27 protein-coding genes and 1 other RNA gene are annotated in these 26,930 nt (G+C 46.1%); 21 read left to right on the forward strand and 7 right to left on the reverse strand.

The genetic code is table 11. The features are described 5' to 3' along the window. Window positions 1-90: 90 nt before the first annotated feature. On the forward strand, window positions 91-3,348 hold the full coding sequence (locus QHH00_01340) for an MMPL family transporter (protein MDH7508028.1): 3,258 nt from the start codon (window positions 91-93) through the stop codon (window positions 3,346-3,348). 95 nt (window positions 3,349-3,443) lie between these two features. On the opposite strand, the gene QHH00_01345 is transcribed toward QHH00_01340, so the two are convergent. After that, window positions 3,444-3,989, reverse strand: coding sequence for a UbiX family flavin prenyltransferase (locus QHH00_01345; GenBank protein ID MDH7508029.1), 546 nt, complete (start codon window positions 3,987-3,989; stop codon window positions 3,444-3,446). Window positions 3,990-4,226: 237 nt separating this feature from the next. Between QHH00_01345 and QHH00_01350 the strand changes: the two genes are divergently transcribed. The 5 genes from QHH00_01350 to QHH00_01370 are packed head-to-tail and all read left to right on the forward strand — an operon-like array spanning window position 4,227 to window position 6,118. Then, the gene (locus tag QHH00_01350) at window positions 4,227-4,667 is read left to right on the forward strand and encodes a 30S ribosomal protein S19e (protein ID MDH7508030.1); all 441 of its coding nucleotides are present in this window, start codon (window positions 4,227-4,229) and stop codon (window positions 4,665-4,667) included. 14 nt (window positions 4,668-4,681) lie between these two features. After that, window positions 4,682-5,011, forward strand: a complete 330-nt coding sequence (locus tag QHH00_01355; GenBank protein MDH7508031.1) for a DNA-binding protein — start codon at window positions 4,682-4,684, stop codon at window positions 5,009-5,011. 2 nt (window positions 5,012-5,013) lie between these two features. Next, the gene (locus QHH00_01360) at window positions 5,014-5,169 is read left to right on the forward strand and encodes a 50S ribosomal protein L39e (protein MDH7508032.1); all 156 of its coding nucleotides are present in this window, start codon (window positions 5,014-5,016) and stop codon (window positions 5,167-5,169) included. A 7-nt stretch (window positions 5,170-5,176) separates the two neighbouring features. Next, window positions 5,177-5,440: a 50S ribosomal protein L31e gene (locus QHH00_01365; protein MDH7508033.1), complete on the forward strand. Its 264-nt coding sequence runs from the start codon at window positions 5,177-5,179 to the stop codon at window positions 5,438-5,440. 18 nt (window positions 5,441-5,458) lie between these two features. Beyond that, entirely contained in the window at window positions 5,459-6,118 is a 660-nt protein-coding gene (locus QHH00_01370) for a translation initiation factor IF-6 (GenBank protein ID MDH7508034.1), read from the forward strand. A gap of 51 nt (window positions 6,119-6,169) precedes the next feature. Here the strand turns inward: QHH00_01370 and QHH00_01375 are convergent, their stop codons facing one another. Together QHH00_01375 and QHH00_01380 are read right to left on the reverse strand one after the other, a co-directional pair. Next, the gene (locus QHH00_01375) at window positions 6,170-6,805 is read right to left on the reverse strand and encodes an MBL fold metallo-hydrolase (GenBank protein ID MDH7508035.1); all 636 of its coding nucleotides are present in this window, start codon (window positions 6,803-6,805) and stop codon (window positions 6,170-6,172) included. A 12-nt stretch (window positions 6,806-6,817) separates the two neighbouring features. Continuing rightward, window positions 6,818-7,834: a zinc ribbon domain-containing protein gene (locus tag QHH00_01380; protein MDH7508036.1), complete on the reverse strand. Its 1,017-nt coding sequence runs from the start codon at window positions 7,832-7,834 to the stop codon at window positions 6,818-6,820. Between the two features lie 329 nt (window positions 7,835-8,163). Here QHH00_01380 and QHH00_01385 point away from each other — a divergent pair, with 329 nt between their 5' ends. Together QHH00_01385 and QHH00_01390 are read left to right on the forward strand one after the other, a co-directional pair. After that, the gene (locus QHH00_01385; protein ID MDH7508037.1) at window positions 8,164-9,306 is read left to right on the forward strand and encodes a DUF373 family protein; all 1,143 of its coding nucleotides are present in this window, start codon (window positions 8,164-8,166) and stop codon (window positions 9,304-9,306) included. Between the two features lie 8 nt (window positions 9,307-9,314). After that, window positions 9,315-9,980, forward strand: a complete 666-nt coding sequence (locus QHH00_01390; GenBank protein ID MDH7508038.1) for a DUF115 domain-containing protein — start codon at window positions 9,315-9,317, stop codon at window positions 9,978-9,980. On the opposite strand, the gene cutA is transcribed toward QHH00_01390, so the two are convergent. Then, window positions 9,946-10,269 (reverse strand): divalent-cation tolerance protein CutA, encoded by a 324-nt coding sequence (cutA, locus tag QHH00_01395; GenBank protein MDH7508039.1) that lies wholly within the window; start codon window positions 10,267-10,269, stop codon window positions 9,946-9,948. The genes QHH00_01390 and cutA overlap by 35 nt on opposite strands. A 346-nt stretch (window positions 10,270-10,615) precedes the next feature. Between cutA and QHH00_01400 the strand changes: the two genes are divergently transcribed. The 9 genes from QHH00_01400 to QHH00_01440 all read left to right on the forward strand — a co-directional run bounded on the left by QHH00_01400 (window position 10,616) and on the right by QHH00_01440 (window position 20,832). Then, window positions 10,616-13,042: an ABC transporter substrate-binding protein gene (locus tag QHH00_01400; protein MDH7508040.1), complete on the forward strand. Its 2,427-nt coding sequence runs from the start codon at window positions 10,616-10,618 to the stop codon at window positions 13,040-13,042. 181 nt (window positions 13,043-13,223) lie between these two features. Then, on the forward strand, window positions 13,224-14,246 hold the full coding sequence (locus QHH00_01405) for an ABC transporter permease (protein ID MDH7508041.1): 1,023 nt from the start codon (window positions 13,224-13,226) through the stop codon (window positions 14,244-14,246). Window positions 14,247-14,262: 16 nt separating this feature from the next. Further along, window positions 14,263-15,231, forward strand: coding sequence for an ABC transporter permease (locus QHH00_01410; protein MDH7508042.1), 969 nt, complete (start codon window positions 14,263-14,265; stop codon window positions 15,229-15,231). 4 nt (window positions 15,232-15,235) lie between these two features. Next, complete coding sequence (locus QHH00_01415) at window positions 15,236-16,555, forward strand: ABC transporter ATP-binding protein (protein ID MDH7508043.1); 1,320 nt, start codon at window positions 15,236-15,238, stop codon at window positions 16,553-16,555. After that, window positions 16,555-17,646, forward strand: coding sequence for an ATP-binding cassette domain-containing protein (locus QHH00_01420; protein ID MDH7508044.1), 1,092 nt, complete (start codon window positions 16,555-16,557; stop codon window positions 17,644-17,646). Before QHH00_01415 ends, QHH00_01420 begins: the two co-directional genes overlap by 1 nt. 9 nt (window positions 17,647-17,655) lie before the next feature. After that, complete coding sequence (locus QHH00_01425; protein MDH7508045.1) at window positions 17,656-17,973, forward strand: hypothetical protein; 318 nt, start codon at window positions 17,656-17,658, stop codon at window positions 17,971-17,973. Between the two features lie 33 nt (window positions 17,974-18,006). Beyond that, the gene (locus QHH00_01430; GenBank protein MDH7508046.1) at window positions 18,007-18,705 is read left to right on the forward strand and encodes a DUF1614 domain-containing protein; all 699 of its coding nucleotides are present in this window, start codon (window positions 18,007-18,009) and stop codon (window positions 18,703-18,705) included. A 62-nt stretch (window positions 18,706-18,767) separates the two neighbouring features. Next, complete coding sequence (locus QHH00_01435; protein ID MDH7508047.1) at window positions 18,768-19,145, forward strand: hypothetical protein; 378 nt, start codon at window positions 18,768-18,770, stop codon at window positions 19,143-19,145. A 79-nt stretch (window positions 19,146-19,224) separates the two neighbouring features. Then, window positions 19,225-20,832 carry a site-2 protease family protein gene (locus tag QHH00_01440; GenBank protein MDH7508048.1) on the forward strand — a complete coding sequence of 536 codons (1,608 nt, stop codon included), beginning with the start codon at window positions 19,225-19,227 and terminating at the stop codon, window positions 20,830-20,832. Window positions 20,833-20,841: 9 nt separating this feature from the next. Here QHH00_01440 and QHH00_01445 read toward each other — a convergent pair whose 3' ends face one another. Beyond that, complete coding sequence (locus QHH00_01445) at window positions 20,842-21,117, reverse strand: hypothetical protein (GenBank protein MDH7508049.1); 276 nt, start codon at window positions 21,115-21,117, stop codon at window positions 20,842-20,844. A gap of 158 nt (window positions 21,118-21,275) precedes the next feature. After that, window positions 21,276-23,381, reverse strand: a complete 2,106-nt coding sequence (gene nrdD, locus QHH00_01450; GenBank protein MDH7508050.1) for an anaerobic ribonucleoside-triphosphate reductase — start codon at window positions 23,379-23,381, stop codon at window positions 21,276-21,278. Window positions 23,382-23,549: 168 nt separating this feature from the next. Here nrdD and QHH00_01455 point away from each other — a divergent pair, with 168 nt between their 5' ends. After that, entirely contained in the window at window positions 23,550-24,131 is a 582-nt protein-coding gene (locus QHH00_01455; protein ID MDH7508051.1) for a hypothetical protein, read from the forward strand. 101 nt (window positions 24,132-24,232) lie between these two features. Then, window positions 24,233-25,246, forward strand: coding sequence for a methanogenesis marker 2 protein (locus QHH00_01460; protein ID MDH7508052.1), 1,014 nt, complete (start codon window positions 24,233-24,235; stop codon window positions 25,244-25,246). Here QHH00_01460 and ffs read toward each other — a convergent pair. Further along, window positions 25,241-25,552: signal recognition particle sRNA (ffs, locus tag QHH00_01465), an RNA gene on the reverse strand. The two genes, QHH00_01460 and ffs, sit on opposite strands and share 6 nt — an antisense overlap. 125 nt (window positions 25,553-25,677) lie before the next feature. Between ffs and QHH00_01470 the strand changes: the two genes are divergently transcribed. Together QHH00_01470 and QHH00_01475 are read left to right on the forward strand one after the other, a co-directional pair. Continuing rightward, on the forward strand, window positions 25,678-26,289 hold the full coding sequence (locus QHH00_01470) for an isochorismatase family cysteine hydrolase (protein MDH7508053.1): 612 nt from the start codon (window positions 25,678-25,680) through the stop codon (window positions 26,287-26,289). 268 nt (window positions 26,290-26,557) lie between these two features. After that, window positions 26,558-26,782 carry a hypothetical protein gene (locus QHH00_01475; protein MDH7508054.1) on the forward strand — a complete coding sequence of 75 codons (225 nt, stop codon included), beginning with the start codon at window positions 26,558-26,560 and terminating at the stop codon, window positions 26,780-26,782. The last annotated feature ends 148 nt before the right edge of the window (window positions 26,783-26,930 follow it).

Raw genomic sequence — 26,930 nt, forward strand, 5'->3', positions numbered from 1 at the left:
TCCGCTATTTGAAATCTGAAGAGTTTGTATGACAATTTTTTTATAGAAACTCACTTTTCCCGATCTTACCATTCGGTTAGGGGGATACTGATGTTTGCAAGAATCGCGAATTTCATCGCGCGTCATTATAAAGGGATCATTGCAGCGTGGATAATCGTATTAATTATTGCCATTCCCGTCGCACCGCAGGTCTTCAATATTGTGGAATATGAAGAAACGGAAATGGCTCCAAAAGATGTTGAGTCGATCATTGCACAGGATTTCATCAACCAACATTTTCCATCGGCAGGTCGAGAAGGAACAACGATCATTGTCCTCACGAATGAAGATGTTTTCAATGAGGAAATGAAAGAAGCGGTTTTTAAAATCAAGAATGGCATCTTTAATGAAACACATGGCGGGAGAATTGATGGTGAAGTAAGGGTCGACACACTTTACGATGCCATTGAGGTTTACAGCACTGGTGTGCTGAAGAATATCAATCAGAGGTACCACCAAATAAAAGAAATGGTAGATCTCACAGCCTACGCGGTTTTCGGTATCCCCCTAGAGTTCCGGACACTCTGGCAAGAGACAAACAAGAGCTGTTTCATGGTTTTCGGTATCCCTGCAATGCATTTGGCAACCTGGATACAAATCAATATGACTTATCCCCTGTGGAATGTAAGCACAGTTGATTCGGTTGCCTATGAACAGACAAAGAATTTGTTGATAACGAGCCTCGAGACGCAAGGATTAAATGAGTCAGAAAGATCGCTTGCAATGGGATGGTACTCAACATACATAATCGGGTGGAATGCCACAAGAGGAACACCTCTGGAATCTATGCCTTCTGAAAGGGCCTCGAGTGCTTTGTTAGGCTTTGAAAATTTCCTGCTTATCGCTCCCTTGCCCTCCGATTTCAAGGCCTTCCTTTATTCGATTTATTCGAATTTTGATTTAACAGATTGGAATGATTATCACGCTTTGAACGCGTTCTGTAAGGAACTATTCCTTTCTCAAATGCAAGCGATGACATCCGAGATTCCTGCTGATTATGCTCAATCGTTTTCCAGTTACTTTGAGACATTTTACTCTCTGTGGAACGCCTCATCGTCCGAACCAAATGACTTGCAATTCAGAGGGATCGTCGGATCGTCGGTTGACGCGTTGAGCAATGCAGTCGGTGGAGAAGAAGGAGCCTTCATCACGGCAATCTATTCATATCTAGGATGGGACGGTTGGAACAACGACTCACTCATTTCAATGTTTACGGCAACAAACATAGCAGAACTGGCTTCAATTGATCTGTGGCTTGTATTTGAAGTTGGGAAGATCCCTTCAAATGCGTCAATCTTTACGTTCCAGCAGCTCTCCCACCAGATTGTAGTTAACCATACAATTGACAACTTCCCGCTGCCGATTATCCCCGCACTTCTCTCCTCGTTCGTCAATACTCCGAAAAACGACACAATGATCATCTCCCTAACATTCGAAAGTGACGATGAAAACATTTCACTCGGGAAAGAATCGGTAGGCATCATTCGTGAAATTGTCAAGGATTCAACATCCGGATCAGATGGTATCACGACTTACGTGACTGGATCGGATGCGATTTCCCTCGATCTCGAAAGATCAACAAACGAGGACATCGAAAGGATCGATCCGATCACCATCGTCCTCGTCCTTATTCTAATCGGACTCTTCTTCAGATCCTTCATCGCATCCTCTGTCCCGCCAATGATTATCGGGATTGCCATGGGTGTGAGCTTTGCAGCCGTATACGCTATCGGTTCCTTTTTCCTTCCAATTCACTACAGCGTTCCAACACTCATGGTCACATCAATGATGGGGGCAGGCTGTGACTATTGTATTTTCGTTCTCTCAAGGTACAGGGAGGAGAGACGAAATGGATTATCAAAGGAGGAGAGCGTCAAGACCGCTGTAACATGGGCTGGAGAATCAATAGCAACGAGTGGCGCGACTGTGATCATCGGGTTCGGTGTTCTGTCATTAGGTCGTTTTGAAATGCTAAAATCGATGGGTATTGGCCTTGCGCTCGGAATCACAATCGCGCTCATTGCAGCGCTAACACTCCTCCCATCGATACTCATGCTCCTCGGGGACAGAATATTCTGGCCATCAAAGATGACAGGCGTGAAGAAAAACAATGGAGAGAAAAACAAAGAAGGGTACTTCACGAAGAGCGCGAAATTTGCTGTCAAACACGCCAAAGCGATCGTCCTTGTTGCACTCGTTATCTCGATCCCTGCCACATATCTTGTTTTGACGCTCGAGACGAGTTATGACTTCATAGAAGCGATGCCAGATAATGAGAGCAAGCTCGGGATCGAAGTGCTTGGTGAGAGCTTTGGTGCCGGTAAAATGATGCCGACACTCATTGCTGTCGAAATGAAAAATCCTATCATAGTTAATGACTCATTTGATGTGGGTGCTCTCGATGCCATTGAAGACTTGTGCAAGGAACTTTCGAACCTGTCAAGTGTAGCGGAAATCACCAGTCCGACCCGGCCGCTTGGCGAGCATGAGCCGATCGACTATGCAAACTTGTCATTGTATCCAGAAGAACAAGCCGCGCAGTACATGGCGCTCATGAGAGGAATGATCAGCGAAAATAATTCAAAGGTCGTGCTGATCACCGTCAGCTTCAGAGAAGATCCTTTTGCGAAAGAATCGATTGATAGCATCAATGCCATCCGATCATTGGCTTCTGAATTCGCGGCCGAGAACAACAATGTCTCAGCGACCTACATCGCTGGTTCCACAGCTATCATGTATGACATTTCGACGCTCGTTTGGGACGACTTCAAAGTCATGGAGGTCCTTGCAATCATTGGCATTTACATTGTCTTGATGATTGTTCTAGGTTCACTAATAAGCCCACTCCGTTCGATCATTACAATCTTACTGAGCATTTCCTGGACGATTGCAGTTACGATGCTTCTGTTCAACTTCTTGCAAGGCGTCCCGATATTGTGGCTTATGCCAATGGTCCTCACCGTTGTCTGCCTCGGTTTAGGCATGGACTATGACATCTTTATCACAACAAGAATCAGGGAAGAGGCACAAAAGGGGAAGAGCGATACGGACGCGATCGTCCATGCAATGGAGCGGACAGGTGGCATCATCACGGCGTGTGGTATCATAATGGCAGCTGCTTTCGGCACGATGATGCTATCCGAGGGCGCGCTTTTGAGGGAATTCGGCTTTGCACTCGCCTTTGCCATCCTCCTCGATTCGACGATCGTCCGCATCTATCTTGTACCGGCTGCGATGTCGCTACTCGGTAAATGGAATTGGTACGCGCCTGGAAAGCTTCAGAGAGTCAGGAGAGACAAGGGAAATTAGGCGTGCTGCAGTTTCGATAAAGTGAACACAGGTCGTGATGCCATATACGGTGGTCATCAGACCTGGCTATCGTCGATTTTTTCTTTGATCTCCAATCATGCACGCCAGCGCCTAAATAAATTGTGCGTTTCGCCGATTTGATCTAAGACCTTTCCGACGACGAAGTCAACGAGATCGTCCACGGTCCTTGGATTATGATAAAAGGCAGGACATGCGGGGAGAATCTTGACACCGAGCTTACACAACTTGAGCTGGTTCTCCAGCATCACAGCACTGAGGGGGGTTTCCCTCGGGACGAGAACGAGTGTGCGTCCTTCTTTCATCGCCACCGCAGCTACCCTCGTAATCAATGAGTCTGCGATGCCTGCTGCAATCTTTGCGATCGTGCCCTCGGAACATGGTGCGATGACCATGGCATCGAAGAATTGACTGCCTGATGAAATAGGGGCAAAGAGGTCATCGTTTCGATAGAAAAAATCTGCGAGTCGTTCAAGGTCTTCAGCGTCAATTCCCAGTTCGAACTTGATAATCTCCCTGGCCGTATCTGAAATGATAAGGGTTTTTTCGCCGCTTAGTGTCTCGAGAAGCCGCTTCCCGTAGATTGCTCCAGAAGCTCCTGTGATTGCGATTACGGTCTTCACATGCATGAATTATGGAGAATCATATTTTAATTCTCTTAGGACGCGATTTTTTTCGAAAGACAGGAGAGACTTTGCCGTGAACATTTTCTATGAAAAAACAAAGGGAATTTCATGATAGTAGGAAATTGAAGCCATATTTCCACGCTGTCCAAAACACTTTTATATAGGCAGTCTATTAATGCCGCAAGCGTCGTCATTAAATGAGCAAGATTAAAGATATTCCTGAGGTTGAATACGATGGTCACAGTCTTTGATGTCCCTCCTGACAAGGTGATCGAAAAGACGGCAGAAATCCTAAAGACCTACGAGACAATCAAACCGCCAGAGTGGGCAGATTATGTTCGGACTGGTCGCCACACAGAGAAATCACCGGTTCAACCAGACTGGTGGTACACAAGAGCCGCATCGATCCTTAGAAAAGTATATATAATGGGGCCCATAGGCACATCGAGGCTCGCGGCAGAGTATGGCGGTTTCGCTGATCGCGGGTCCAAGCCGAACAGGGCGGTTAAAGGAAGTGGATCGATCACGAGGAAATGCTTGATGCAACTGGAAGCATCGGGCCTTGTCATGAAAGATAAGAAAAAAGGAAGGGTCGTCACCCCTAAAGGGCGGTCCCTTCTTGATAAAATCGCAAAAGAGATTCATGACGAAATGACTAAATCAACGACAAGTTAAATGGTTGTGATCCTATGGAGGATGCTGAGCTCGAGGAACTAAGAAGAAGAAAACTCGCCGAGCTTCAGAGGCAAAGGGAACAGCAGTTGCTCGCTGAGGAACAGGCGAGACAAATTGAAGCAGAGCGACAAGCCCTCCTTAGACAGATCCTTACGCCAGAAGCGAGGGAAAGACTGGGTACAGTCAAGATGGCATATCCCGATATTGCAAGGTTGGTCGAAGATCAACTCATCATGCTTGTTCAAAGTGGGAGGCTGGACAGGCAGATTGATGATGCGACCCTGAAGCAGATCCTGAGGCGTGTCGCGCCTAGAAGAAGGGAAATCACGATTGAGAGGAAGTGACTATGGCTCGAAATAAACCGTCGGCAATGAAATCTCGCCTTATGAAGGCGACAAAACAGAATCGTAGGGTCCCCGCGTGGGTAATGATCAGGACAAATAGGAACTTCTTGCGACATCCGAAGCGCCGGAATTGGCGGACGCATAAACTAAAGGAGTAGGGATTCTATGGAGCAAGAAGAGAAGATACTCAATATCCCTCTAAAAGACACCAAGAAGGTGCCAAGGACTCAGAGGGCTGAGCGTGCGATCAAAGAAGTCCGTGAATATATCGTACGGCATCTAAAAGCTGATGAGGAGGATATTTGGATCGATAACCGATTGAATGAGGCGATCTGGAGCAGGGGAATCAGCAAACCGCCGTTCCGCATCAGAGTCAAGGCGGTCAAATTCGAAGACGGACTCGTTGAGGTCTCCCTCCCAGAGGACTAATCAATCGGTGCGTTTGGCATGATGAAGCTTTCAAACTACAACGGAAACCCGTATATTGGTGTTTATTGCGTCGCAAATGAATTTTTTTCTTTAATCCCTTTTGATTCATCAAAATCGCTTGAACGTGACATTGAGGAGGCTCTTGGCGTTCAGGTCGAACGATGCTCGATCGCTGGTACAAACATCCTGGGATCTCTTGTTGCAATGAATTCATACGGTGCGGTTGTTACCAATATGGCCTCCCAGGAGGAGATCAAAGTCATTTCGAAAAGGATCCCAGTCTACCGAATCGAAGACAAATTAAATGCGACCGGCAACAATATTCTCGTTAACGACAACGCTGCTCTTGTTCATCCAGAAATCGGAAAAAAGGTTCTGAGGAAGATTGAGAAGGTTTTGCAAGTCGAAGTTGTTCAGGGAGTACTAGCAGGGCATAAGACTGTGGGATCCGTTTGCATCGCGACAAATAAAGGTGTTCTCTGCCATCCAAATACGAAAAAAGAAGAGCTAGAAATGATCCGATCACTCTTCAAGGTTCCTGCCTCGATCGGGACGCTCAATTACGGTACGCCGATCGTGAGAGCTTGCCTTGTCGCTAATTCAAGGGGAGCAGCCGTTGGATTTAAGAGTACACCTATTGAGTTGGGGCGCGTGGAAGATGCGCTCGGGCTCGTGTGATTTTTTGAGCTAATAGCGATAAAATTGAGGCGAGACGAAATCTGCTCGCTCTCAGGGCGAGAAAATCCAATACTCGGTCTCTGTGGGAAGGTCCTCCTTCGCGAATTCGATTTCATTACCGACCCGGAGAATCCTTTCCTCGGGGATACCTGATAAGAAGACATCAACAGGCTGAATCGAAAGCGCCAGACCAGCAACCCTGAAATGCATTGGGATAACAATCTTAGGAGCCAGATCATTGACGACTTCCCGTGCTGATCCGATGTCGATCGTCGGGATACCGCCAACTGGGAGAAAGAGGACATCGATTGATCCAAGTGCCCTGATCTGATCCTGACTCAGACGATGACCGAGATCTCCGCAGTGGCAGAATCTGATCCCATCTAATTCAAAGGCGAAAACGATGTTCTTTCCACGCTTAGATCCGCCGACATCGTCGTGAGCGGTGACAATACCAAGAATCTTGACGTCCTTGATCGATCGCTCACCAGGTTCCCTCACGGCTATGTAGTCCCCTTTGACGATTCTCAGTGCATTGTGGTCGAAATGGTCGTGACTCACCAAGACGATATCCGCTTTCGCATGCGGAGGCTTGATCCCCAACGATTTACCATCGTGTGGATCAGTGATGATGGTAAGAGTGTCTTTGATCTCAAAGCACGCATGACCATGCCATTTAATTTTCATATCGAACACCTCTCACAGCACTTCGGCTTCTTCTTGCCTTAATGTTTCAAACATAGCGCCACAGGCGGGGCAGAACTGATCTTCGGATGAAACGACTTCGTGACACACTGGACAAATCAAAACCTCCAGTTCACCTCTTTCGTCATTCTTATTGTTCGAATTCTCGGCATACCCTGATGTTTCTTGACTGAGATGTTTAACATTAATAATCCTCACAAAGCCAATGACGATCATCACTGCCCCAGCTACCGATACTGTCCATCCAAGCACTTGACTGAATGTGAAAACTGATGAGACTAGAAGAATCGTCAAATAAACTGAAAAACCAACAATCACGAACCCTGCAGCCATTAGCGTTGCTCTAATTTCTAACGATAACGACTTCCTCCCTATAGCGTAGGATTCTGTGCCGGTAGTCCCTTTTCCACGGACTTCGCCAGGCCTCAAGATGAGTTTCTTCCAGAGCGGTCGTACTCGCTCCAAAGTTACCTCGCCCTCCAGGCGACCCTTCAAATGCGCATCCTCGATCGTCGCTATCGTCGATTCCTCGACTCCAACATCGACGCTTGCTGCTTCCTGATCACGCGTTAGCTGTTCCGGCACCTCCTCCTCAGCGGTGGGAGGAACAGGTGGTTCCGCAATTTCGGCAGAGAATGAAGGGGTAGAAGATTGCTCCTGTTCAAGTGATTGCTCAATCTCACGAGAACTTGGAGTCGCAAGTGGCGCGGATGGCGTCTCAGAAATCTCTGATGTAGGTGGTTGTAATGAATGCTGTGGAAGAGGTTCCTCCTCTTCTTCAATTGCGAGATCCCTTGTCTTTACCAATGTGGCCTCAACGATTCGGGAATCTTCTCTTTCAACGGATCTCTCTTCTTTTTGCAGGACAATTCGCTCGAGCTCCAGAAGGTGATCCGTCCATTCGTCCCTGATCTCCCCGAAGTTCCAGCCGCAGAAGTCACACTCAGTGGCTGAGATCTTATTGCGCAATCCGCATCTGGGACATTCTTTGAATCCAGCTTTTTTTTCCATTCCATATTTGCATGAGAATCATCGCTTATAATTTTTTTGCGAAGCAGGTCAGCGGTTCTTTGCACATCTCTGAGATTTTATTTTTAGTCCTAAATACAATTGAATATAAATTATAAATGATAAATATTTATGCTTCACATCAGAACCAGATATCCAATTAACCTCGGAATCCCATGCAGAAAAGCCAAATAACAGTGAGCCAAGTGGTAAAGGTTCTATTTCAAAGACACGTCTCGAAATCATTATGTGAAAAGTAGTATCGAAGAGTTTGAACCGTTTATCAATGAATAACAAAAAACAAATATGTTGAAACCAGATGAGTTTAGTGAATGAAAATCATGGTTCTCTGCGTAGACCGCGACGACGATTTCGGGGTCAAGACAGGCCTCCATAGTCCTTTTATAGGCAGAGAGGAGAACCTCAGTGCTGCCCTGGCATTGGGACTAAAAGATCCTGAAGATTCGGACACCAATACTCTTCTCGCTGCTATCAGTATTTATGATGAAATGGTCAAGTCAGGGATCGATGCGGAAATAGCGACGATCTGTGGTGATGTTAAGGTGGGCTATCAATCCGATCTCGTTCTCGCTACACAGCTCGAGAACGTGCTTGAAATGATTAAGCCGGACAGAGTGGTTCTTGTCAGTGATGGTGCAGAAGATGAATACATTTATCCGATGGTCTCTTCAAGAGTGAAAATCGATTCCGTCAGACGGGTTTTCGTTAAACAGGCTCCAACGGTTGAAGGTACTTATTACATTCTGATCAAGATGTTACAGGATGATAAAATCAGAAGAAGACTAATTACCCCAATCGGTCTCGTGCTTGCAGTTTTTGGGTTTTTCTCTCTCATTCCGAAGATCATTCAGCTCATCAGTGAATGGGACATAGCTATCGTGCCTGGCATGGCTGCTGGGACGATCTCTGTTGTTCTTGGGTTTTACCTGATTCTCTATGCTTACAGAACTGGTGAAAGACTCAGGGAATTCTCGAGAAAAGCTGGAAGAGCGATCAGATCAGGAAGCCAGATGATCCCATTTGCCATACTATCGATCGCACTTATCTTTCTGGGATTTGCTTATGGATTTGATGCTGCCATCACAAATGCAGAGGCTGGAATTCTCCGACAGGCACTTCTGTTCGTGAGTGGCACTATTTGGGTCTGGATCTTTGCAGTTCTATCCTATGAAACGGGACGCTTCGTCAATCATTTCCTTTCGGAGGGAAAAATATACTGGACTTATCTTGTCGTGTCCATCACTGTTTTTGCAATCGGATTCATTATCCAGGGCGCAATCGACGCAACGCAGTTCTTCCTTGGGTATCGGACTTATGACGAGCTTATAATCCTATTCGAGGTTATCTGTGGGTTTTTGCTGGCAGTTTTCGGGGGTTTGCTGAACACGATCATGAGAAGCACCGCGGAAAAGCAGGTGCCAGAAAAGAAAGAGGCCACAGAATCGGTTGAGTAGGTGGTTTCGTGGATTTTAACGAGTGGGAGCCGTTGTATTGCAAGATACTTCAAGAGTTCAATTTCTCGCGCATCGATGATGAACTCTCAGCGCGGCTCCTCAATACGTTGATTGAAGGTAAGAGAATTTGCAAACCAGAGTGTCTCCGGAGAATCATTCAAAACAGGGCTACCATCTACGGATATGGACCGAACCTTGAGACCGAGTTGGAGAATGTTAAGCCAATCGGTACTCTCATAACGGCAGACGGCGCGACTTCCGTCCTTATGAAGAAAGGAATTCTACCAGACATAATCGTTACCGATTTGGATGGAGACATCAAGGCACAGGTTGAGGCAAATTCATGCGGCTCAGTCGCTGTGATCCATGCACACGGTGACAATGTTGAAAGAATCAAAGAGGCGTTGCCTTTTTTTGAAGGTTGGATCACCCCGACGACCCAATCCAAACCGTTTGGAAATGTTTACAATTTCGGCGGTTTTACGGATGGAGATAGAGCAGTTACTCTTGCGAGACACTTTGGCGCATCTCAGATTTATCTCATCGGATTCGACTTTGAATCAGTTAGGGAACAAAAGGGTAAAGATTCGAAGATGAAAGCAAAAAAATTGAAGTGGGCTAGGCGAATCATCTTTGAACTCAATCCGCCGACGGTCTCGCTGTTGATTCCCTGATCCAATCAAGATACTTATCATGTCCCTCAACTATGTCGTATCTCACAACGCATGGGATTTCATAAGGATGTTTATCTAGCACCAGCTTCAAGAGCTCTTGGAAATCTTCTGTCCTGATCTTCAACAAGAGGATAAATTCCTCGGCTTCCTCAATGCGTCCTTTCCACCAATACATAGACTTTATTGGAAAATAATTCGCGCAGGCGGCAAGTCTCCTCCCGAGCACGGTCTGTGCAATATTCCTTGCCGACTCACGATCTGGCGTGGTGATTAATACTGTAGAATACATCAACGTTCAAAAAAGATTCCCTATTTAAATTTGCTTGGAGTCAAATTGTTTCGATTCCATCATCCAAGATTAAAAATCTATTAAATCCAATTAAGCAAGAGAAGTCTCCAAGGAGAGTCTCCAAGGAGAATTAGTAAGAGCGTTTCCATTATTTTGATCCTTATTGAAATCGTATATTTTCTGAAATCCAAAACAACTGATTGCAACGGTAATAAACTCAAAAAATGCTGATATAGTGTCTGGCCATTGCCATATTATTTCAAAATCTATTTATAGCAACAAGGCTTTATCAAATATCCAGTCCCCTATTTGATTTCTTTGTGGGGGGATAAGGAGGAAATCAGAAATGGAAGGCGAAGGCGAAAGACTTCCCAAGGAGGGGGCACCTAAAGGCTCGATGACGAAGATTATCGCTGCCGTTATCGTGATCATCATTGTCGTCGCAGCCATTGCTGGTGCTGTTCTTCTCATGGGAGGAAAAGTCGTTGAGAACAAGAATCCAACAGTTCTCGCAACAGCAGATACAACAACAATCATTGCGGGAGAATCGGTGACTTTTGACGCATCTGATAGCACTGATACCGATGGACAGATCGTTCAATACATCTGGAACTTCGGCGATGGAAGCACGGACAATGTCGCTGGTGCGGTCGTAACACACACATACGAATTTCCAGGAAAATACCTGGTCACTGTAACGGCTGTGGATGACAAAGGTGGACGAACGACCAACTGGAACTCCCCGATCCGTGTCGAAGTTCTGCATCCTCCTGTTGAGGAGATTGGAAATGGTACGGCTCCATACGCAGTTGCAGCAACAAGCGGCGATGTCATAGAAAGTGGCACTAAAGTCGATTTCGATGCAAGTTCATCAGCAGCGTACGCGATTATCTGGAGTGAAGATGATGAGGCCTGGGTTCCACTGCTCGACAGCAGCTTGATCTCCCTCCTAGTATGGAACTTCGGAGATGGAACGGTTATATCAGGCACCATGGATGAAGTTGCGACGGTCAACCACACATATGTCGGCAATGGGAGTGTTTACGCCTCCTGGCTAGCCGTCACAAGCATAAACGGTGCTGCTCAGATGTACTTCAACACAGTCATCGTTCTACCTGAAGAGGTCTTGGTACCCGTCGCGATCAAGAATCCAGATACGTACATCGTTGCGACGATCGGTGAGCCTGAATCGCTCGATCCGGCGTACGACTATGAAAGTGCTGGCGGAGAAATTCTGCAGAACGTTTACGAGACACTTGTTTGGTACGATGGAGAGTATGCAGATAGGCTCATTCCAATGCTTGCAACAAATGTGCCCACAATCGAGAATGGTGGCGTTACGCCAGACGGACTTCACTACACCTTCCACATTCGACAAGGTGTGAAGTTCCACGATGGGACGACAATGGATGCGTACGATGTCGAGTATTCATTCGAGCGTGTTCTGATCATCAACGATGATTGGGGCCCAGCTTGGATGATGGGGCAGGTGATGATTCCAGACTATGGTCATGGCCCACTTGACATGGATGCTATTGATGCTTCAGTCGAGGTGCTAGACCAATATACTGTTAGGATAAATCTGGTACAGCCATATCCAGCGTTCATCCAGGTACTTGCGTATACTGTCGCATCAATTGTATCGATGGACTACGTAGAAGCGCATGGCGGAGTCCAGGTCAACCAGTTGAACGAATGGATGCATACGCACGAAGCTGGAACAGGGCCATTCAAGCTCAAAGAGTGGGTCTCGAACCAATACATCATGTTGGAAAGATTCGATGATTATTGGCGGGAACCAGCAAAGCTCAAATACGTAATCATCAAAAAGGTGCAGGACGTTGGAACAAGGGAAATGATGCTGTTCTCTGGTGATGCTGATTCAGTTTACATCCCAAGACAGCATAAGACTGACGTGGAAGGCAAGCCAGGACTACGCATTATTCAGGGAAAGCCGACATTTAACATCGACTTCATCGGGTTCAACCAGGACATTAGACCGGGTCCAAATCCAATTGGAAATGTGTCGAACTGGTTCTTCAAGGACGTTTATGTCAGGAAAGCTTTCGTCCATGCGTTCAATTACGATAAATTCCTCAGCGATGTACTGCTTGGCACAGGGATACAACCAAGAGGCGCGATACCAAAGGGTATGTTTGGCTACAATGAATCTGTGCCACTCTTTGATTACAACCTAACGAAATCTGCATATTACCTTAAATTGGCAATCAATAACGTGACGGGACGGAGCTATGCTGATGAAGGCTTCGAAATATGGCTATATTACAACGCCGGAAATGCAGTCAGAGAAGCGGCATGCGAAATGTTCAAGGTTGGTCTTGAGTCGTTGAGTACGCAGGGACTTGTTAATGGCACAATCATCGTTAATGTTCAAGCCCTCGATTGGTCTGGTGCATATCTGCCGGCCGTGCGCGGAAGACAGTTGCCCATTTTCTTCCTTGGCTGGGCACCTGACTACGCAGATCCAGATGATTATACCTACCCATTCTACCATGAGAACGGCACATATGCGTATAGAATCGGCCTACAGAACCATACACTATCACTAATGGTTGAGAACGCTGCACGTGAGCTCAATACAACATTGAGAGCACAGATGTATTACGAGATCGAAATGGCAGTCTACGAAAACGCCTATTTTGCATGGCTGGCGCAGGCGACAAACTTCCACGTAGAGCGTGATTGGACACAAGGCTACTACTTCAACCCAATGTTCTCAGGTATGTACTATTATCCAATATACAAAGCCTGAGAGTTTAAACCCTTTTTTTATATTATTTTTTTTCAGTATTATTATTAGAACTCAGTTCCATCCAAAGGAACCCAGCTCATCAAATTCAGGAACCATCCCCTCATAGAATCCATCACTATTATTCCAAATCTCGAAAACGCTTTATAGCAAAATCCCTTTCCAGGAATAAGGTGATGCTTGCTTGAAACTGGGAGCCTATATCATTAGGAGGCTTCTGTTGCTTATTCCCGTTTTACTTGGCGTCTCAATATTTATATTCACATTGACGAGGATCGGTGGCGATCCTGCTGCCGCGTATATTCATGAAAGAATGAATGAAGAACAGATAGCACATGTATATGAGAAATATCATCTCAACGAACCAATTCATATTCAATATTGGTACTGGTTGGACGGTATTTTGCATGGCGATTGGGGGTATTCCAAGACAGCAAGAGCGCCTGTCACAACTGCTATTGCTCAATATTTTCCTGCCACTTTTGAGTTGACACTCATCAGCATCCTGATTGCTGTTTCTGTCGGGATCGCTCTTGGCACAATATCCGCGGTAAAGAGAGACAAACCCGTCGATCATGCGACCAGAATAATGGCGCTTTCTGGCGTATCACTGCCAATTTTTTGGCTAGGTCTCATGCTCCAGTACGTGTTTTTCTACAAATTAAGATGGTTTCCCGCTGGAGGAAGGTATGATGAGATACTATATCTCCAACAGGGTTCAATTCATAAATACACGGGATTTTGGACCATCGATACTTTACTGAATGGAAACCTCACATTATTTGGGGACGCACTTTTACATCTAGCTCTACCGGCGATAACCTTGTCATTTGGGACAATAGCGATCATTACCAGGATTATGCGGTCGAGTATGCTCGAAGTTCTCGGGCAGGAATATATTAAAACTGCGCGGTCAAAGGGATTACCAGAGAAAATCGTCATCAACAGGCACGCGAGGAAAAATGCCCTGATCCCAACGACGACAGTTGTAGGCCTCTCCTTTGGGGGATTATTAGGAGGAGCGGTGCTCACAGAGACAATCTTTTCATGGCCCGGTATGGGACGATGGTCGACAGACGCGATCCTCATGAACGATTGGGCATCGATATTGGGATTTGTGCTAGTGACAGCCATTGTCTACGTTATAGCCAACTTAATTGTTGATGTTCTCTACGCCTTCTTGGATCCACGAGTTAGACTGGGGTGAGAAGATAGAAGACAAAGTGCAGACAAAAAGAAGCAATTTCTTTGGATCAAGAGTGGAATACCTGAAGAAGACACTATCACCTAGAATCAGAGAACTGCGTTATTCGCTTTTTCTTATGCGGAAAAGCCTTCTTGCCATCGTCGGTCTAATACTTGTACTAAGCATCGTTGTGATTGCAATTCTAGCGCCCGTTCTAGCCCCGATGAAACCAAACCAACGAAATCCGATGGAGATTCCAAAAGACTTTTCGCCACCGAAACCTCCAGGTGCAGAAGGATATATTATGGGCACGGGGAAACTCGGTGCCGATATTTATTACGGCGTCATTTGGGGCGCTAGAACCTCAATTTATATCGCTCTGTATGTTGTCCTTGTTGCATCGATTATTGGAATTGTTTTGGGAGCTATCGCAGGATACTTTGGAGGGGTGATTGACGAAATAATCATGAGGATTACTGACGTTTTTCTATCAATCCCAGGGCTTGTACTTGCGATGGCTGTCGCAGCCGTGTTGAGCAGAAATCTGGAGAATACGATGCTGGCATTGATCATTGTATGGTGGCCTCCTTATGCGAGACTGATACGAGGCCAGGTACTCTCGATCAAGGAAAGCACCTACGTCGAAGCAGCAAGAGCGGTCGGTGCAAAGAGGAGTAGGGTCTTATTCAGACATGTTGTCCCGAATTCTCTAGCTCCGATGCTTGTATCTGCTACTATGGACCTCGGCGTCGTAGTCCTGGTCGCGGCTGGCCTGAGTTACATCGGTTTCGGGCCACCGACAGGCTATGCTGAATGGGGAAAAATGGTCTCTGATGGGCAGGAATATTTCCTTAGCGAAATACCCTACCCATATCCAGATGGTCCGAAATATAATCCCTGGTGGATGGTGACCTTCCCAGGTCTAATGATATTTATCTTCGTTCTTGGTTTCAATTTGTTGGGCGATGGTTTACGGGACATACTAGACCCGCGTCTGAGGAGATGACTTCATGAAGGGACAGGACGAAGTACTACTTGAAATCGAAAATCTGTACACGAACTTTTACACATATCAGGGAGTCGTCAAGGCACTTGATGGTATCAACCTTACAATCAAGAAGGGGGAGGCGTTTGGACTCGTCGGTGAAACAGGCTGCGGGAAAAGTGTAACAGCAAACTGTATTCTTCGTTTGATCCCGTCACCACCAGGAAAAATCGAGAAAGGGAGCGTATTTTTTGGGATGCCCTCAGAAGTCAGGCAGAAAAGAATCGAACTCCTGCAAAAGATTGCTGAGATTCAATCCTCTGATAAGGAGAATGGAAAGAAAAAAGAGTTGGAAGATGCAAAAAAGGAACTTGAAAAAATCCGGAAAGAATACGATCTGCTATCGAAGAGTATTACTTATATGCAGAAGATCCGTGGAAAGTACATCTCGATGATTTTCCAGGAACCAATGAGTTCGCTCAACCCAGTTTTTACTGCGGGAGAGCAAATCGCTGAAAACTTTCTGCTACATGAAAGGCAGGAGCTTTCAAAAGCTGTTTTAGAAAACATTGAAATGGAAATCAAAGAGATCAAGTCAACCAAATCCAGTCTCCGCATCTTGAGGCTTCCCATCCTTGCATATTATAAGAGAGTTTATAAGACAATGAATAAGAAACCCGATGCCCTATCAGTGAGATTCCTTTCTAGAATTCCGATCCTCAGACGATATCAGAAACCGTTAAAACAGGAGGCGCTCCGCCGAGCTGAGGAGATGTTGAAATTGGTGAGAATTCCTGATCCAAAAAACGTTTTGAAATCCTATCCACATGAGTTGAGCGGTGGAATGCAGCAACGTGTAACGATTGCGATGGCACTCGCATGCAAACCAAGGTTGCTGATCGCTGATGAACCGACGACAGCTCTCGATGTTACAATACAAGCACAGATCCTCAAACTTATGAAGGATTTGCAGTTACAGACGGGCACCTCGATTCTCCTCATTACTCACAATCTTGGCGTCGTAGCGGAAACATGTGAGAGAGTTGGTGTCATGTATGCAGGTGTAATGGCTGAGGTTGGTCCCGTGCGGTCGATCTTCAAGGAGCCACTGCACCCTTACACACAAGGGCTGATGAATTCAATTCCAAAACTGACAACAGAAGGGAGAAGACTTGACATCATCCCGGGAAATGTACCAAACCTCGTCCATCCACCATCAGGATGCCGTTTTCACCCGCGATGTCAGTTCGCAATGGAGGTTTGTAAGAAAGAGAAACCTCCAATGATTGAAGTGAGACCAGAGCATTTCGTCGCTTGTCATCTATACACAAGGAGGGCGAGCTGATGGAAGAGTATCTCGTCGAGGCCCGCGGGTTGAAAAAGCATTTCCCTATCCGCGGTGGGCTCTTCAGGAGAGAGCTCGCCAGTGTGAAGGCTGTTGACGGTGTTAACATCGCGATAAGAAAAGGTGAGACTGTAGGCCTCGTGGGAGAGAGCGGGTGTGGCAAGACAACAGCGGGCCGCTGCATGCTCAATCTGGTTCCGCCGACGGATGGGCATGTGTATTATCGGATGCCTTCAGCGGTAAGAAAGAGGCTCGTTGAAATTGAAGAGAAATTATGTCTATTGGATCAAAAAAATCCATACGATGAAAAGGAAAAGGTCAAACTGGAGAACGAGCTACTGGAGATCCAGAAGACTTATGCATTGGACATGAAGGAAGAGGAAGAGATGAGAAAGCTCAGGCGCTATATGCAGATAGTCTTTCAGGATCCATTTTCATCCCTCAATCCGAGGATGCTCATAAAGGATATCGTTGGCGAGCCGCTGCTCGTGCACGGTGTGGCGAAAGGCGAAGAGCTGCGGGAGAGAGTCACTGCACTTTTGGAGAGGGTTGGTCTTAACCCAGAGCATCTCTACAGGTATCCCCATGAGTTCAGCGGAGGACAGAGACAGAGAATCGGTATTGCACGCGCATTTGCGCTAAATCCAGATTTCGTTGTGTTGGATGAGCCGACTTCCGCGTTAGATGTCTCTGTTCAGGCACAAATATTGAACTTACTCAATGACCTCCAGGCGGAGTTCGGACTTTCATATCTTTTCATATCCCATGACCTTAGCACGATTAGGTACATGTGTGACACGATCAACGTCATGTATTTAGGAAAGATCGTTGAAACGGCGAGCAAAGATGAACTTTTTAGAAAACCACTTCACCCTTACACCGAGGCACTCCTCTCAGTGATTCCGATCCCAGACCCTGATCTCCGAAGAGACAGGATCATCCTTGCTGGCGATCTCCCGAGCCCGGCCAACCCACCATCAGGATGTCGGTTCCATACGAGGTGCAGATATCGAGAGGCAATATGTGAACAGAAAGAGCCGCCACTTGTAGATAAAGGCGGCGGGCATCTTGTTGCCTGTCATTTCCGATGAGAATAGAATATGGCAAAAAAACGCCTAATTAGAATTCAAGAAAAAGACAGTGTGCATGAAGGGACCGAGGAGATCAAAGAACAGGAGATAAGTTGGGCTTCATGGGTCAAGAAAACCTACCTTAAGTACTGGTACGCAGTCGGATGTATGTTCCTCGATTCATTTGTTATTCTTGAGATCATTAGGGTTTATGGTACTAGCGCGACTCTAGCCATAATCGCATTCACTCTTGTTTTACTAGTTCTCTTAGAAGTGTTCATCTATAGCAAAATCTGGAAGCACGAATCAAATAAGAGCGGAAAAGACGGGCAGATGAAGAGGCAGTAGAATCTTAATAGCGTTATTTCCATGGTAAAAGGGATGTCATCTGTCCCGGTGATACTCGCATCAGCCATCGCCTCCTTGATGATCTTCATTGTTATCGTATTGCTGGCCGCACACTATACCTCGTGCAACCTCCTGGACTTCTGGGTGGAGGATTCTTGGTTGGAGTCGATAGCGTACGCCGCGCTCATCGCAATTGCGGCAATCTTTTTTTCTTTCATCAATCTCAAAATTGTCGACGGTCCCCCGCCTGTCAGTATGAACATCACTGGTGCCCTCGTCCCCTTGCTTGTGTCGTGCTTGATCATCATATTTCGGAGAATTAAAATCGCTCAATTGGTCATTTCAGTACCTACCATAACAGTCCTATCATACGCTTTCGCGGATATCAGGAACGGGCAGATCGTAATCGACTTTCCCTTTTGGCTCGTCATTTCTGCGGTTGCTGCATTATGCGCTTATATTTTTTCAGATGAAAAAGATCTGATGCAGGCCTCCGCAATTTCTTATGTAGCAGCTAGCCTCGGTGCATTTATAGGCCTCGATGTTTTGCAGCTCGTCTCGATATGGGGCAATGAAACAGGAGAATTTATTTTTGGAGCAGGTGGGATTATTGATTTTGTTTTTCTCGCGGGTATCATCGCAATTGCAGTCCTTTGGACCGCGACGATTTCAGCTTCCTGTGTCAGGAGAATAATCGACGTAGATCACAAAAGAGTGAACAAAGAAACTTGATTGAAAAAAATCCATCCAATACTTTCTTTAATTTGAAATGCGATTCGGGTTTTGGGGAAAGTTTGACAGTTGTAAGCATGGATGACGTTGTAATGGCGTTGAAAAATACGCTGGGAAAGAAGGGGATGGCAGAGAATGATATAAAGCGCCTTGCAGAATATCTGATGAGCTTTTTCGGCTACACGAATGAAGTTATTGACAATCGTCTTACATCTGAGGACAGGGATGTTTTTTACATGTTGGAAGAAGAAGGATTGCTTACCACGACGCAGGAAGAAGTACACTTGAAAAAAGGGAAGCTCTGGAGGATCCATTACTGGATTTTAAAGAGCGATCAGATTCTCCGTCTTGCGAGACAGGGTGATGAAGAACAAAAGAAGAAGGACGATTCCTCAGCGATCTATGACCAGATTTCTGATGAAGTCTGGAGTCGGGAATGATTTTCGAGATTACGATGTCCATTTCCTTTCCCGGTTAATCCTTTAATACTTCTTCTTCCTTTACGAGCCAGAGAACTCGATGAATCCATACATCATTGCGCTTATCGTCCTTATCGCCTACATCTTTCTAGTCTACTTGTTACACAAGTCCGGCTTCCTTGCGAAGCACGGAATCCGACTGGTCGGACCAATCCTTATGTGGAGGACGACCAGGGGAAAATTGTTGATAGATAAGCTATCGAAGCCGAGGAGATTTTGGCTTTTCTACAGCGCTCTTGCTAAGATCATCTGCATTGCTGCAATGATAGTCATCATGGCTTTGCTGATCTGGGAAGCGACGATAGTTGCAGATATTCCTGCGGAGAGAGCGCCTGGACCTGAATTGCTTATCGGAATTCCGGGAATAAACCCGATCATTCCTATCGGTTACGGCATCGTCGGGTTGATTGCTGCCATCGTGGCTCACGAATTCGCTCATGGCATCATGACACGAGCTGGCAATATGACAGTGAAGTCGCTAGGTCTCCTCTTCCTCGTGGTTCCACTGGGGGCATTTGTTGAGCCCGATGAGGAGGAACTCGTCAGAACAGAGAAGAAGAAAAGGACGAGCGTATACGCGGCAGGTCCTGCGACGAACATTGTTCTGGCACTTATTTGCGCCATTATATTTTCTTCACTCTTTGTTGCTTCGGCAACGCCCGTTAGGCCTAATCCCGTCGTTATTAGTGTCGCAGATGATAGTCCAGCGGAACATGCAGGACTGTTTTTTGGGTCGCAGATTATGAGGATTGGAGGACTACAAGTTGCGAATATATCCGACATCGGGAACATTAGCGCTCCTGACCCTGGCGAGCTGGTTTCCGTTGAGTTTTACTACGCAGGCCATATTAATCAAGTGAATATTACATCGGGAGTTGTGGTAACGCAGACGGCTCCAGGATTGCCTGCGGCTATGGCTGGAATTAAACCAGGAATGATCATCGCTTCTATCAACGATACAATCGTGCGTAATGAATCTGACTTTAAGAGAGCGATGTCATTGACAAAGCCGTACCAGACGGTGAACATCACGCTGCTTGCATACTTTGATGCGACTGGAACTTTCGAAGTGTTTGATGAGATAACGGAGATAACTCTGGAGAGCAAGCTGGAATATTACAAAAAAATGGCGCCAGAACTGATAGGACCAGATTTCAAAGACACTGGATATCTTGGTGTTAACACGGCATACATCGGTGCGACGCTCAATTCCCCAGATGTGTTGTTAAAGAGGCTTGCCCATCCATACGCAGGCGTTACTGACTTTGATAGTTTTGTTTCAGCAACGCTCAGATACATCTCACTGCCATTTCTCGGTCTCGCACCATTAAGGTCGCCGCTAGCTGATCTTTTCGTACCTGGTGGTGTGATAGCATTTCTCCCTACGAGCGCATTTTGGGTGATAGCTAATTGCATGTACTGGGTCTTTTGGATAAATCTCATGGTTGGTTTAACGAATGTCTTGCCAGCTGTCCCGCTTGATGGCGGATACCTTTTCAAGGATTGGCTTGACTCAGTTGTCAGGAAGTTAAAGAAGAACGCGACAGAAAGGGAGAGGGAAAAGTACATCGCGGCAATCACTTATACTCTCGCTTTCTTCGTTCTAGCGCTGATACTCTGGCAGATCATCGGGCCGAGAATCATCTAGACCTACTGTTTATCTCTTTGCAAACGAGATGAAAACAATGCGAAATCCAGACTCGTTGCATCGGGGGCAGAGATCGGGATCAAGCGATTTGAAATTTGAAAAGAGCTCGTATATCCCTCCGCAATTCGGGCATTTTCTGTAAATGGCAAATGGGGGCTTGAAATGCTCGCAGAACTCAACCAATTCCTCTCTGTTATGCGGGCAGGAATCAGTCCAACAATTATCACACAGACTTCTGCGACTGAGGTTGACGCAAAGATGCTCCCCGACCCTTACCCTAGTCATCAGATTTCACCGGGTATTCACGACAGTCTTTCAATTAATAGCTCTTAGTATTTGAACTTAAACAAAGCAATTTTCGGTAACTGCACGCCGATTTCGTTAAGACGCAAAATAAGAGGACAAAACAGAAAAAAAGAAAAGGGAAAATTCACTCTCCAACATTACGCGATGTTATTCCTCACCCTATCCTTGAGTTCTCCGATCTTGCCCTTGTTCCAGCTACTCGTCTTCGAAAAGAAGCCAGTGACCCTTGTGATCCCTTCGACATCAGGCGAAGAGCAATATGGACAGGTTGACCTCAGCCCTCTACTCGTCTTACCGCAGCTCAGGCAGGATGTGAACTCAGGACTGAAAGCGATTTGAGCATTCTGACTGTTCTCAAATGTCTTTCTAACGAACGAAGCTATGCTTTCTGCTGGAGGCTTATGTTCACCGAGCCACACATGCGTGAGTGCACCGGCCTCGATCAACGGATGGAAGAGTCCCTCTGTTCGTACTCTTTCAATCGCGCTCACTGGTGCTCCGACATTGAGATATGTTGAGTTCGTATAGTAGATTTCACCAGTGCTCTTGTTGCCCCGTATGACCGTAGGAGCTTGGAGCGGATAGTACTTCATGTCGAGTCTTGCAAAGCGGTATGCTGTGCTTTCAGCCGGTGTCTGCTCAAGAGGCATTCTTATACCGTACTCTGCACCGAGCCGATCAGCCTCGGTTTTCATCGCAGCAATCACCTTCAAACCGAATCGTAATGCGTCTTTTGACTCATGCATCTGTTCACCGGTATGATATTGGACCATCTCGTTGAGTCCGACCATCCCGACAAGATAGGACGCCTTTTCCAATCTGAAATAGGGCTCTCCGTCGAGATTCATTGTTAGAAGCGCAAGAGGACCGTGTTTGCCCATCTTGAGCAGCTTTGTTATGAATTCTTTTTTCTGGAGATGGGCCTGTGCAACGAGTTCCACGCGTTCCCGGAGTATCTCGAAGAGTTTTTCATCATCCTGATGCGCCTCATATGCAATTCTCGGCAAATTAATCGTCACGTTCTGCATCGCAGAATACCTCATTTTCCAGGGCATCTTAGCGTCCTCAAGATCATTCTTGTCGAGCTTAAAGGCTAATCTGCAGCACTCGCTGATCTTTGCAGTATTCCCACGATCAAACACGAAGTACGTGTTTCCCTTTTCCGATGCGACATGCGATATTTTCTGCAGAAACTCCTCATGACCATCGGTTGAGAAGAACTTCTCAGTCATGTGGACATTGGGTTTCGGGAAGAAGAACGGCCTGCCGAGTGCGTCGCCTTCGAGATAGACATCGAAAAGCGCCGATACAAATCGTTGGCTCTCTTCGATGTAATCTTCGTAATTCTGCCCCGTGAATTCTCCCTTTGGACCAATGGCGGGGACACCAACGAAATGGTTCGGAATTTCCCAGTAAAGGTTGAGGTCGCTGAAGATTGATTGACCGCCCCTTGCAACGGCTTGCTGTGCAAATTCAAAAATCAGAATCTGCGCCAGCTGTTTCATCCTGACATCGTCGACATTCTCGAGATAAGGGGCGAGGAATATGTTAACGGCGTCCCACCCTATCGCGCCTGCGAAGTGACCTTGGAGAGCTGCTGAGAACTTTATGATTTGCTCAATTAGAACTTCTGGATGCTTCGCTGGTTTTGCAATAGATATCGCATTGGGTAGATTTAGACCAAATTTTTTGACGTATTCAATTGATTGTCCGCTGCAGTAGGGTCTGTCTATCATACCCAGATCGTGCAAATGAATGTCACCGCGCATATGAGCGTCCGCAAGCTCCTGTGAAAAAACTTCAAGCAACGCGAATTCCTTCTTGATCCTCTCAGCGAGTGTCAGATTTGTGGCTTCTGGCCCATGTGGAACATTAGCATTTTCTTTGTTTGGATTCATGATGATCTGTCGTGTGTCGTAGAGAGGCACGCCGAGTCTCGTGTGTTGCTTCCGGATCTTCGCCAGCCCATATTCTACGAGCTTCGCATTCGTCAATTCTCTGATCAGAGGTGCTGTAATTACGTCTAGATCAAGGCTCAATATCAATTTCTCCACTTCGCGAGCTACGATCGAAGCAGCGTCTTCGCTGATCGTTGTTTCACGGATCAGCGCTTCGTAAATCTTGCTTCGATCCCATTTCTTTATCTCTTCATCAGACGTCCTGACAAAGAGCGACAATTCGGTCGACTCTTTTTCATCGGAGTAAACCTCTCCAGGTTCGCGAAGATACTCTACCGCCTTCATGTTATCACACTTCTCAAAAGTGATGCTAAGATATCACGCATCCCATTACAAGGCAACTAATACTATTTTCAGCCCACCTTAAAGGAATTTTGGAACACGTTTTGATAAAAATTAACGGCCATTGGAAGGGTATTTATTTATCAAATCTTTTACCATATTTGTGATCAATTGTTTCATCCAGAAGAAGATTTAAGGAGGACAATTTACGAGATACTAGGCTCCGAAGGTAAATCCATCAGCGCCCTCTCAAAAGAATTGGAAAAAAGAGGATTTAAAATCCACCGGTTGGTATTGACAGGATATCTCAGAGCATTAGCAGACATCAGACTACTCCGAGAATATGAGGTACCTCCAGCTAAACTTTACGTTCCTGCGAAAGCTCAGGAGAAGGATATTTATACTGTCGTAGGAGAAAAAGCCAGGATGATAGCAAGTGGCGAAAAGGCGAATGCCCTGATCTTGTACACACTCTGCAAACTCTTCAAACGACCAATATTTCAGGATGAATTAAAAAGAGCAGGGGTTGAAGACCGAATGCCCGGGAGGATCGCGACAACGGAAGAAAGACAGGAGGCGAAGAAGGTTCTTTCAAAAGCTGGATGGAAAATCCCTGATAGCGTCAAAGCATATTTAATCGAGGACGAAACGCTCAAGGAAGCGTCTGATGAGATCTTGAAGATGATTGTTTTGGACTTTTTTGATGCATGGCACATGGTAAAGGAAACCACTCAGACCAAGTTGTCAATTTAGATTACTGATATGAGATGTGAAAAACTGCTTTCACGAAAGAGATCATTTGATTGTAGAATTCGGGGTGGAAAATATTTATTATCAAGCGTATACAGAGCCACATGAATCTCGAAGCCCTGATATCAGATATCAAAAAACACCCTGGGATTACGAGGAAACGTACGATCTCTGACGTTCTTCACTTCTTCCCAAAGATCGATCAAGGAAACATCCTGGCTTCTTGGGGAGAGGATGCAGCTGTCATCGAATTCGGCGATTCTGTTCTTCTGCTCGCCGCTGATGGCATCATGGAACCATTGATGAAGACGAATCCCTACTTCGCGGGCTATTACTCAGTTCTTGTCAACATCCACGACATTCTTGCCATGGGCGGGATTCCCCTCGCCATGGTTGACGTGATTTCTATGAAAGAGGAAAAAATTTGTGCGCAGGTCATGAGAGGCGTTGAAGCAGCTGTAAGAAAATTCGGTGTCCCCATGGTCGGCGGTCACACCCATCCAGATTGTGAATATCATGCTATCGACGTTGCAATATTGGGCTTCGCTGGAAAGAACGAAGTCATTTATAGTCACACGGCTGAAAGCGGTGACGATATTATTTTCGCGATGGACACGGACGGTTATTTTCCAGATAGGTTGCCTTACGCATGGGACACCACTTCAAAGAAGAGCGAGGAATTCGTAAGGCGGCAGATGCGTATCATGAATGAGATCGGAAAGAAAGGTCTAGCCACCGCTGGAAAAGATATGAGTAATCCAGGGTCTTTAGGGACGCTCGGCATGTTGCTTGAAACAAGTGGGAAAGGAGGTATTGTCGATATCGATCTGATACCAAAGCCAGAAAACGAGGATCTCACACAATGGCTCAAGGCTTACCAGGGCTTTGGATTTGTACTGACAGCGAACCCTGATAACTCTGAAGAGATCATCAATTTGTTTAGGACTGTAAGCGTAGAGGCGGCAGTTGTTGGGAGTGTGCAATCAAACAATAAACTCATCCTGAAACAAGGAAACAATACAGGCGTTCTCTTTGATTTTGACAAGGACGTAATTGCAGGATGCAAGGGACCTTTAGTAACGGAAAGAGTTCGCAAGAAGTCTGAAAAATTGTGCTAGGCCGCAGGGGTTGCCGCCTGGTTCGAAGAGGATTGTCCAGACACCTTCTCGGCCCCGTTTGCCCCCGAGCGTCGGTAGTTCATGGTTAAGCTGCTCCCGTCAGGGCCTGACTCGTTCCCCATGATTAGAGCAAAGGATGCAGCCCTCCAGCTGCATCGCAATGCTGCCACCGACCCCGAGGAACAAGACCTCATCGTTGGTGTAAGGGTCCTCATCGTTCCAGTTACGACGTCCCCTGCTGTCACCCCCGCATATCGACGATTTCGGTGTATAAGGGCACGCCGAACGCCCCGGTCAAGCCTAGCGAATGCTCATTAACCCATTTTCGTATTTATATCTATTCTCGATTGACATTTTTCTCTAAAACTATTATTCTGGAAAATTCATTTGGCAATCTTTATCTCATAGCTCGAATCTATACCATCTAGGGGGTGATTTTAACGAAAGCTGAAGAAACTGCAATTGTCTTCATTGAGTTCCAGAACGACTTCTGCAAACCTGGAGGGGGACTCTATGAAGCTGTGAAGGAGCAAATCAAGAAGCAGGGAACGATTGAGAATGCGGCAGATTGTATAAGGAAGGCGCGGGGGAAATGCCTGACAATCCTGTGCCCGATCCTCTTCGAAGAGGACTACCGCGATGCTGGATGTGCTGGTGTGCTCGGACCAATCCACCAGAACGCCGCGAAGGCAAAGGCTTTCCGCAAGGGGACTTGGGGTGGAGAGATCATCGATGAACTGAAGCCGACAAAGGATGATATTGTCATCGAAGGAAAGAGAACCCTAGATGCCTTTCACTCGAGCAATCTTGACTTTATACTGAGAGTGAACCGCATCCAGAATGTGGCGTTTGCCGGATTTCTAACGAATGTTTGCGTCGAGGGGACGGCACGATCTGCATACGACAAGGGATACAAAGTCTTCCTTCTCAAGGACTGCACGGCAGCAATGTCGGAAGAAGAGCAGAAGTATGTCGAAACGAAATTCTTCCCGCTCATTGGTGAGGTCCTGAAACACGACGAATTCTTGAAGAGACTCGAATAGATAGACCAATTTTCTAATTTTTCATTTTTTAATTTTTTATTATTCCAAAAAAAAATGAGTCCTGGCGAAGTCTTCTATCCATGGCCAGGCCATCCTTCTATATTCCCCCGCGCCCAAGACCTATCAAGCAGCCGACATTCCTTACAACTGCACCCGCCAAAAAAGGATAGCTCTCCACTCAGGCCAGATCAACATCAAGTTCCTGTTCCAAAATCCAGGCATTAAGGCTACCGCAAAATTAATAAACCCCGTTTCTTACTTCACCCTTATGCCTGAGGGACTTTCACCAAATGCAGAGAAGGTTTTTAAGGTCATGAAAGACGCCGGTATCATCGGTGAAGAGAAGATGACTGATGCACAGCGAATTACGAATATGTCGAAATTGCCAAAGGCGCAATGCTTGGCAGCCCTTCAAGAACTTGAAAAGAAGGGTTATGTAAAACGAAGAGCTAGAGAGAAATCTGCCGGCTATTTTCTGACAAAGACCCAGTAAGTCAATCTATTGAGACCTTTCTACAATTCGAAGAAATCCGAACGTAATCTTTTTCCGTGGTTTTCTAATAATTTTTCTTCATGCAGGATATTTAAAATTGGGCTATGATTTTTTGATATTCAACCTCATTCTTTTTGCTCTCATCGAA

It is taken from the genome of Methanomassiliicoccales archaeon, assembly GCA_029907465.1.
GTDB lineage: Archaea > Thermoplasmatota > Thermoplasmata > Methanomassiliicoccales > JACIVX01 > JACIVX01.

Coding starts and splice junctions, on each gene's coding strand:
- QHH00_01340 (MDH7508028.1), top strand. CDS start 91: ATGTTTGCAAGAATCGCGAATTTCATCGCGCGTCATTATAAAGGGATC.
- QHH00_01350 (MDH7508030.1), top strand. CDS start 4,227: ATGGTCACAGTCTTTGATGTCCCTCCTGACAAGGTGATCGAAAAGACG.
- QHH00_01355 (MDH7508031.1), top strand. CDS start 4,682: ATGGAGGATGCTGAGCTCGAGGAACTAAGAAGAAGAAAACTCGCCGAG.
- QHH00_01360 (MDH7508032.1), top strand. CDS start 5,014: ATGGCTCGAAATAAACCGTCGGCAATGAAATCTCGCCTTATGAAGGCG.
- QHH00_01365 (MDH7508033.1), top strand. CDS start 5,177: ATGGAGCAAGAAGAGAAGATACTCAATATCCCTCTAAAAGACACCAAG.
- QHH00_01370 (MDH7508034.1), top strand. CDS start 5,459: ATGATGAAGCTTTCAAACTACAACGGAAACCCGTATATTGGTGTTTAT.
- QHH00_01375 (MDH7508035.1), bottom strand. CDS start 6,805: ATGAAAATTAAATGGCATGGTCATGCGTGCTTTGAGATCAAAGACACT.
- QHH00_01380 (MDH7508036.1), bottom strand. CDS start 7,834: ATGGAAAAAAAAGCTGGATTCAAAGAATGTCCCAGATGCGGATTGCGC.
- QHH00_01385 (MDH7508037.1), top strand. CDS start 8,164: ATGAAAATCATGGTTCTCTGCGTAGACCGCGACGACGATTTCGGGGTC.
- cutA (MDH7508039.1), bottom strand. CDS start 10,269: ATGTATTCTACAGTATTAATCACCACGCCAGATCGTGAGTCGGCAAGG.
- QHH00_01400 (MDH7508040.1), top strand. CDS start 10,616: ATGGAAGGCGAAGGCGAAAGACTTCCCAAGGAGGGGGCACCTAAAGGC.
- QHH00_01415 (MDH7508043.1), top strand. CDS start 15,236: ATGAAGGGACAGGACGAAGTACTACTTGAAATCGAAAATCTGTACACG.
- QHH00_01420 (MDH7508044.1), top strand. CDS start 16,555: ATGGAAGAGTATCTCGTCGAGGCCCGCGGGTTGAAAAAGCATTTCCCT.
- QHH00_01425 (MDH7508045.1), top strand. CDS start 17,656: ATGGCAAAAAAACGCCTAATTAGAATTCAAGAAAAAGACAGTGTGCAT.
- QHH00_01430 (MDH7508046.1), top strand. CDS start 18,007: ATGTCATCTGTCCCGGTGATACTCGCATCAGCCATCGCCTCCTTGATG.
- QHH00_01440 (MDH7508048.1), top strand. CDS start 19,225: ATGAATCCATACATCATTGCGCTTATCGTCCTTATCGCCTACATCTTT.
- QHH00_01445 (MDH7508049.1), bottom strand. CDS start 21,117: ATGACTAGGGTAAGGGTCGGGGAGCATCTTTGCGTCAACCTCAGTCGC.
- nrdD (MDH7508050.1), bottom strand. CDS start 23,381: ATGAAGGCGGTAGAGTATCTTCGCGAACCTGGAGAGGTTTACTCCGAT.
- QHH00_01460 (MDH7508052.1), top strand. CDS start 24,233: ATGAATCTCGAAGCCCTGATATCAGATATCAAAAAACACCCTGGGATT.
- QHH00_01475 (MDH7508054.1), top strand. CDS start 26,558: ATGCCTGAGGGACTTTCACCAAATGCAGAGAAGGTTTTTAAGGTCATG.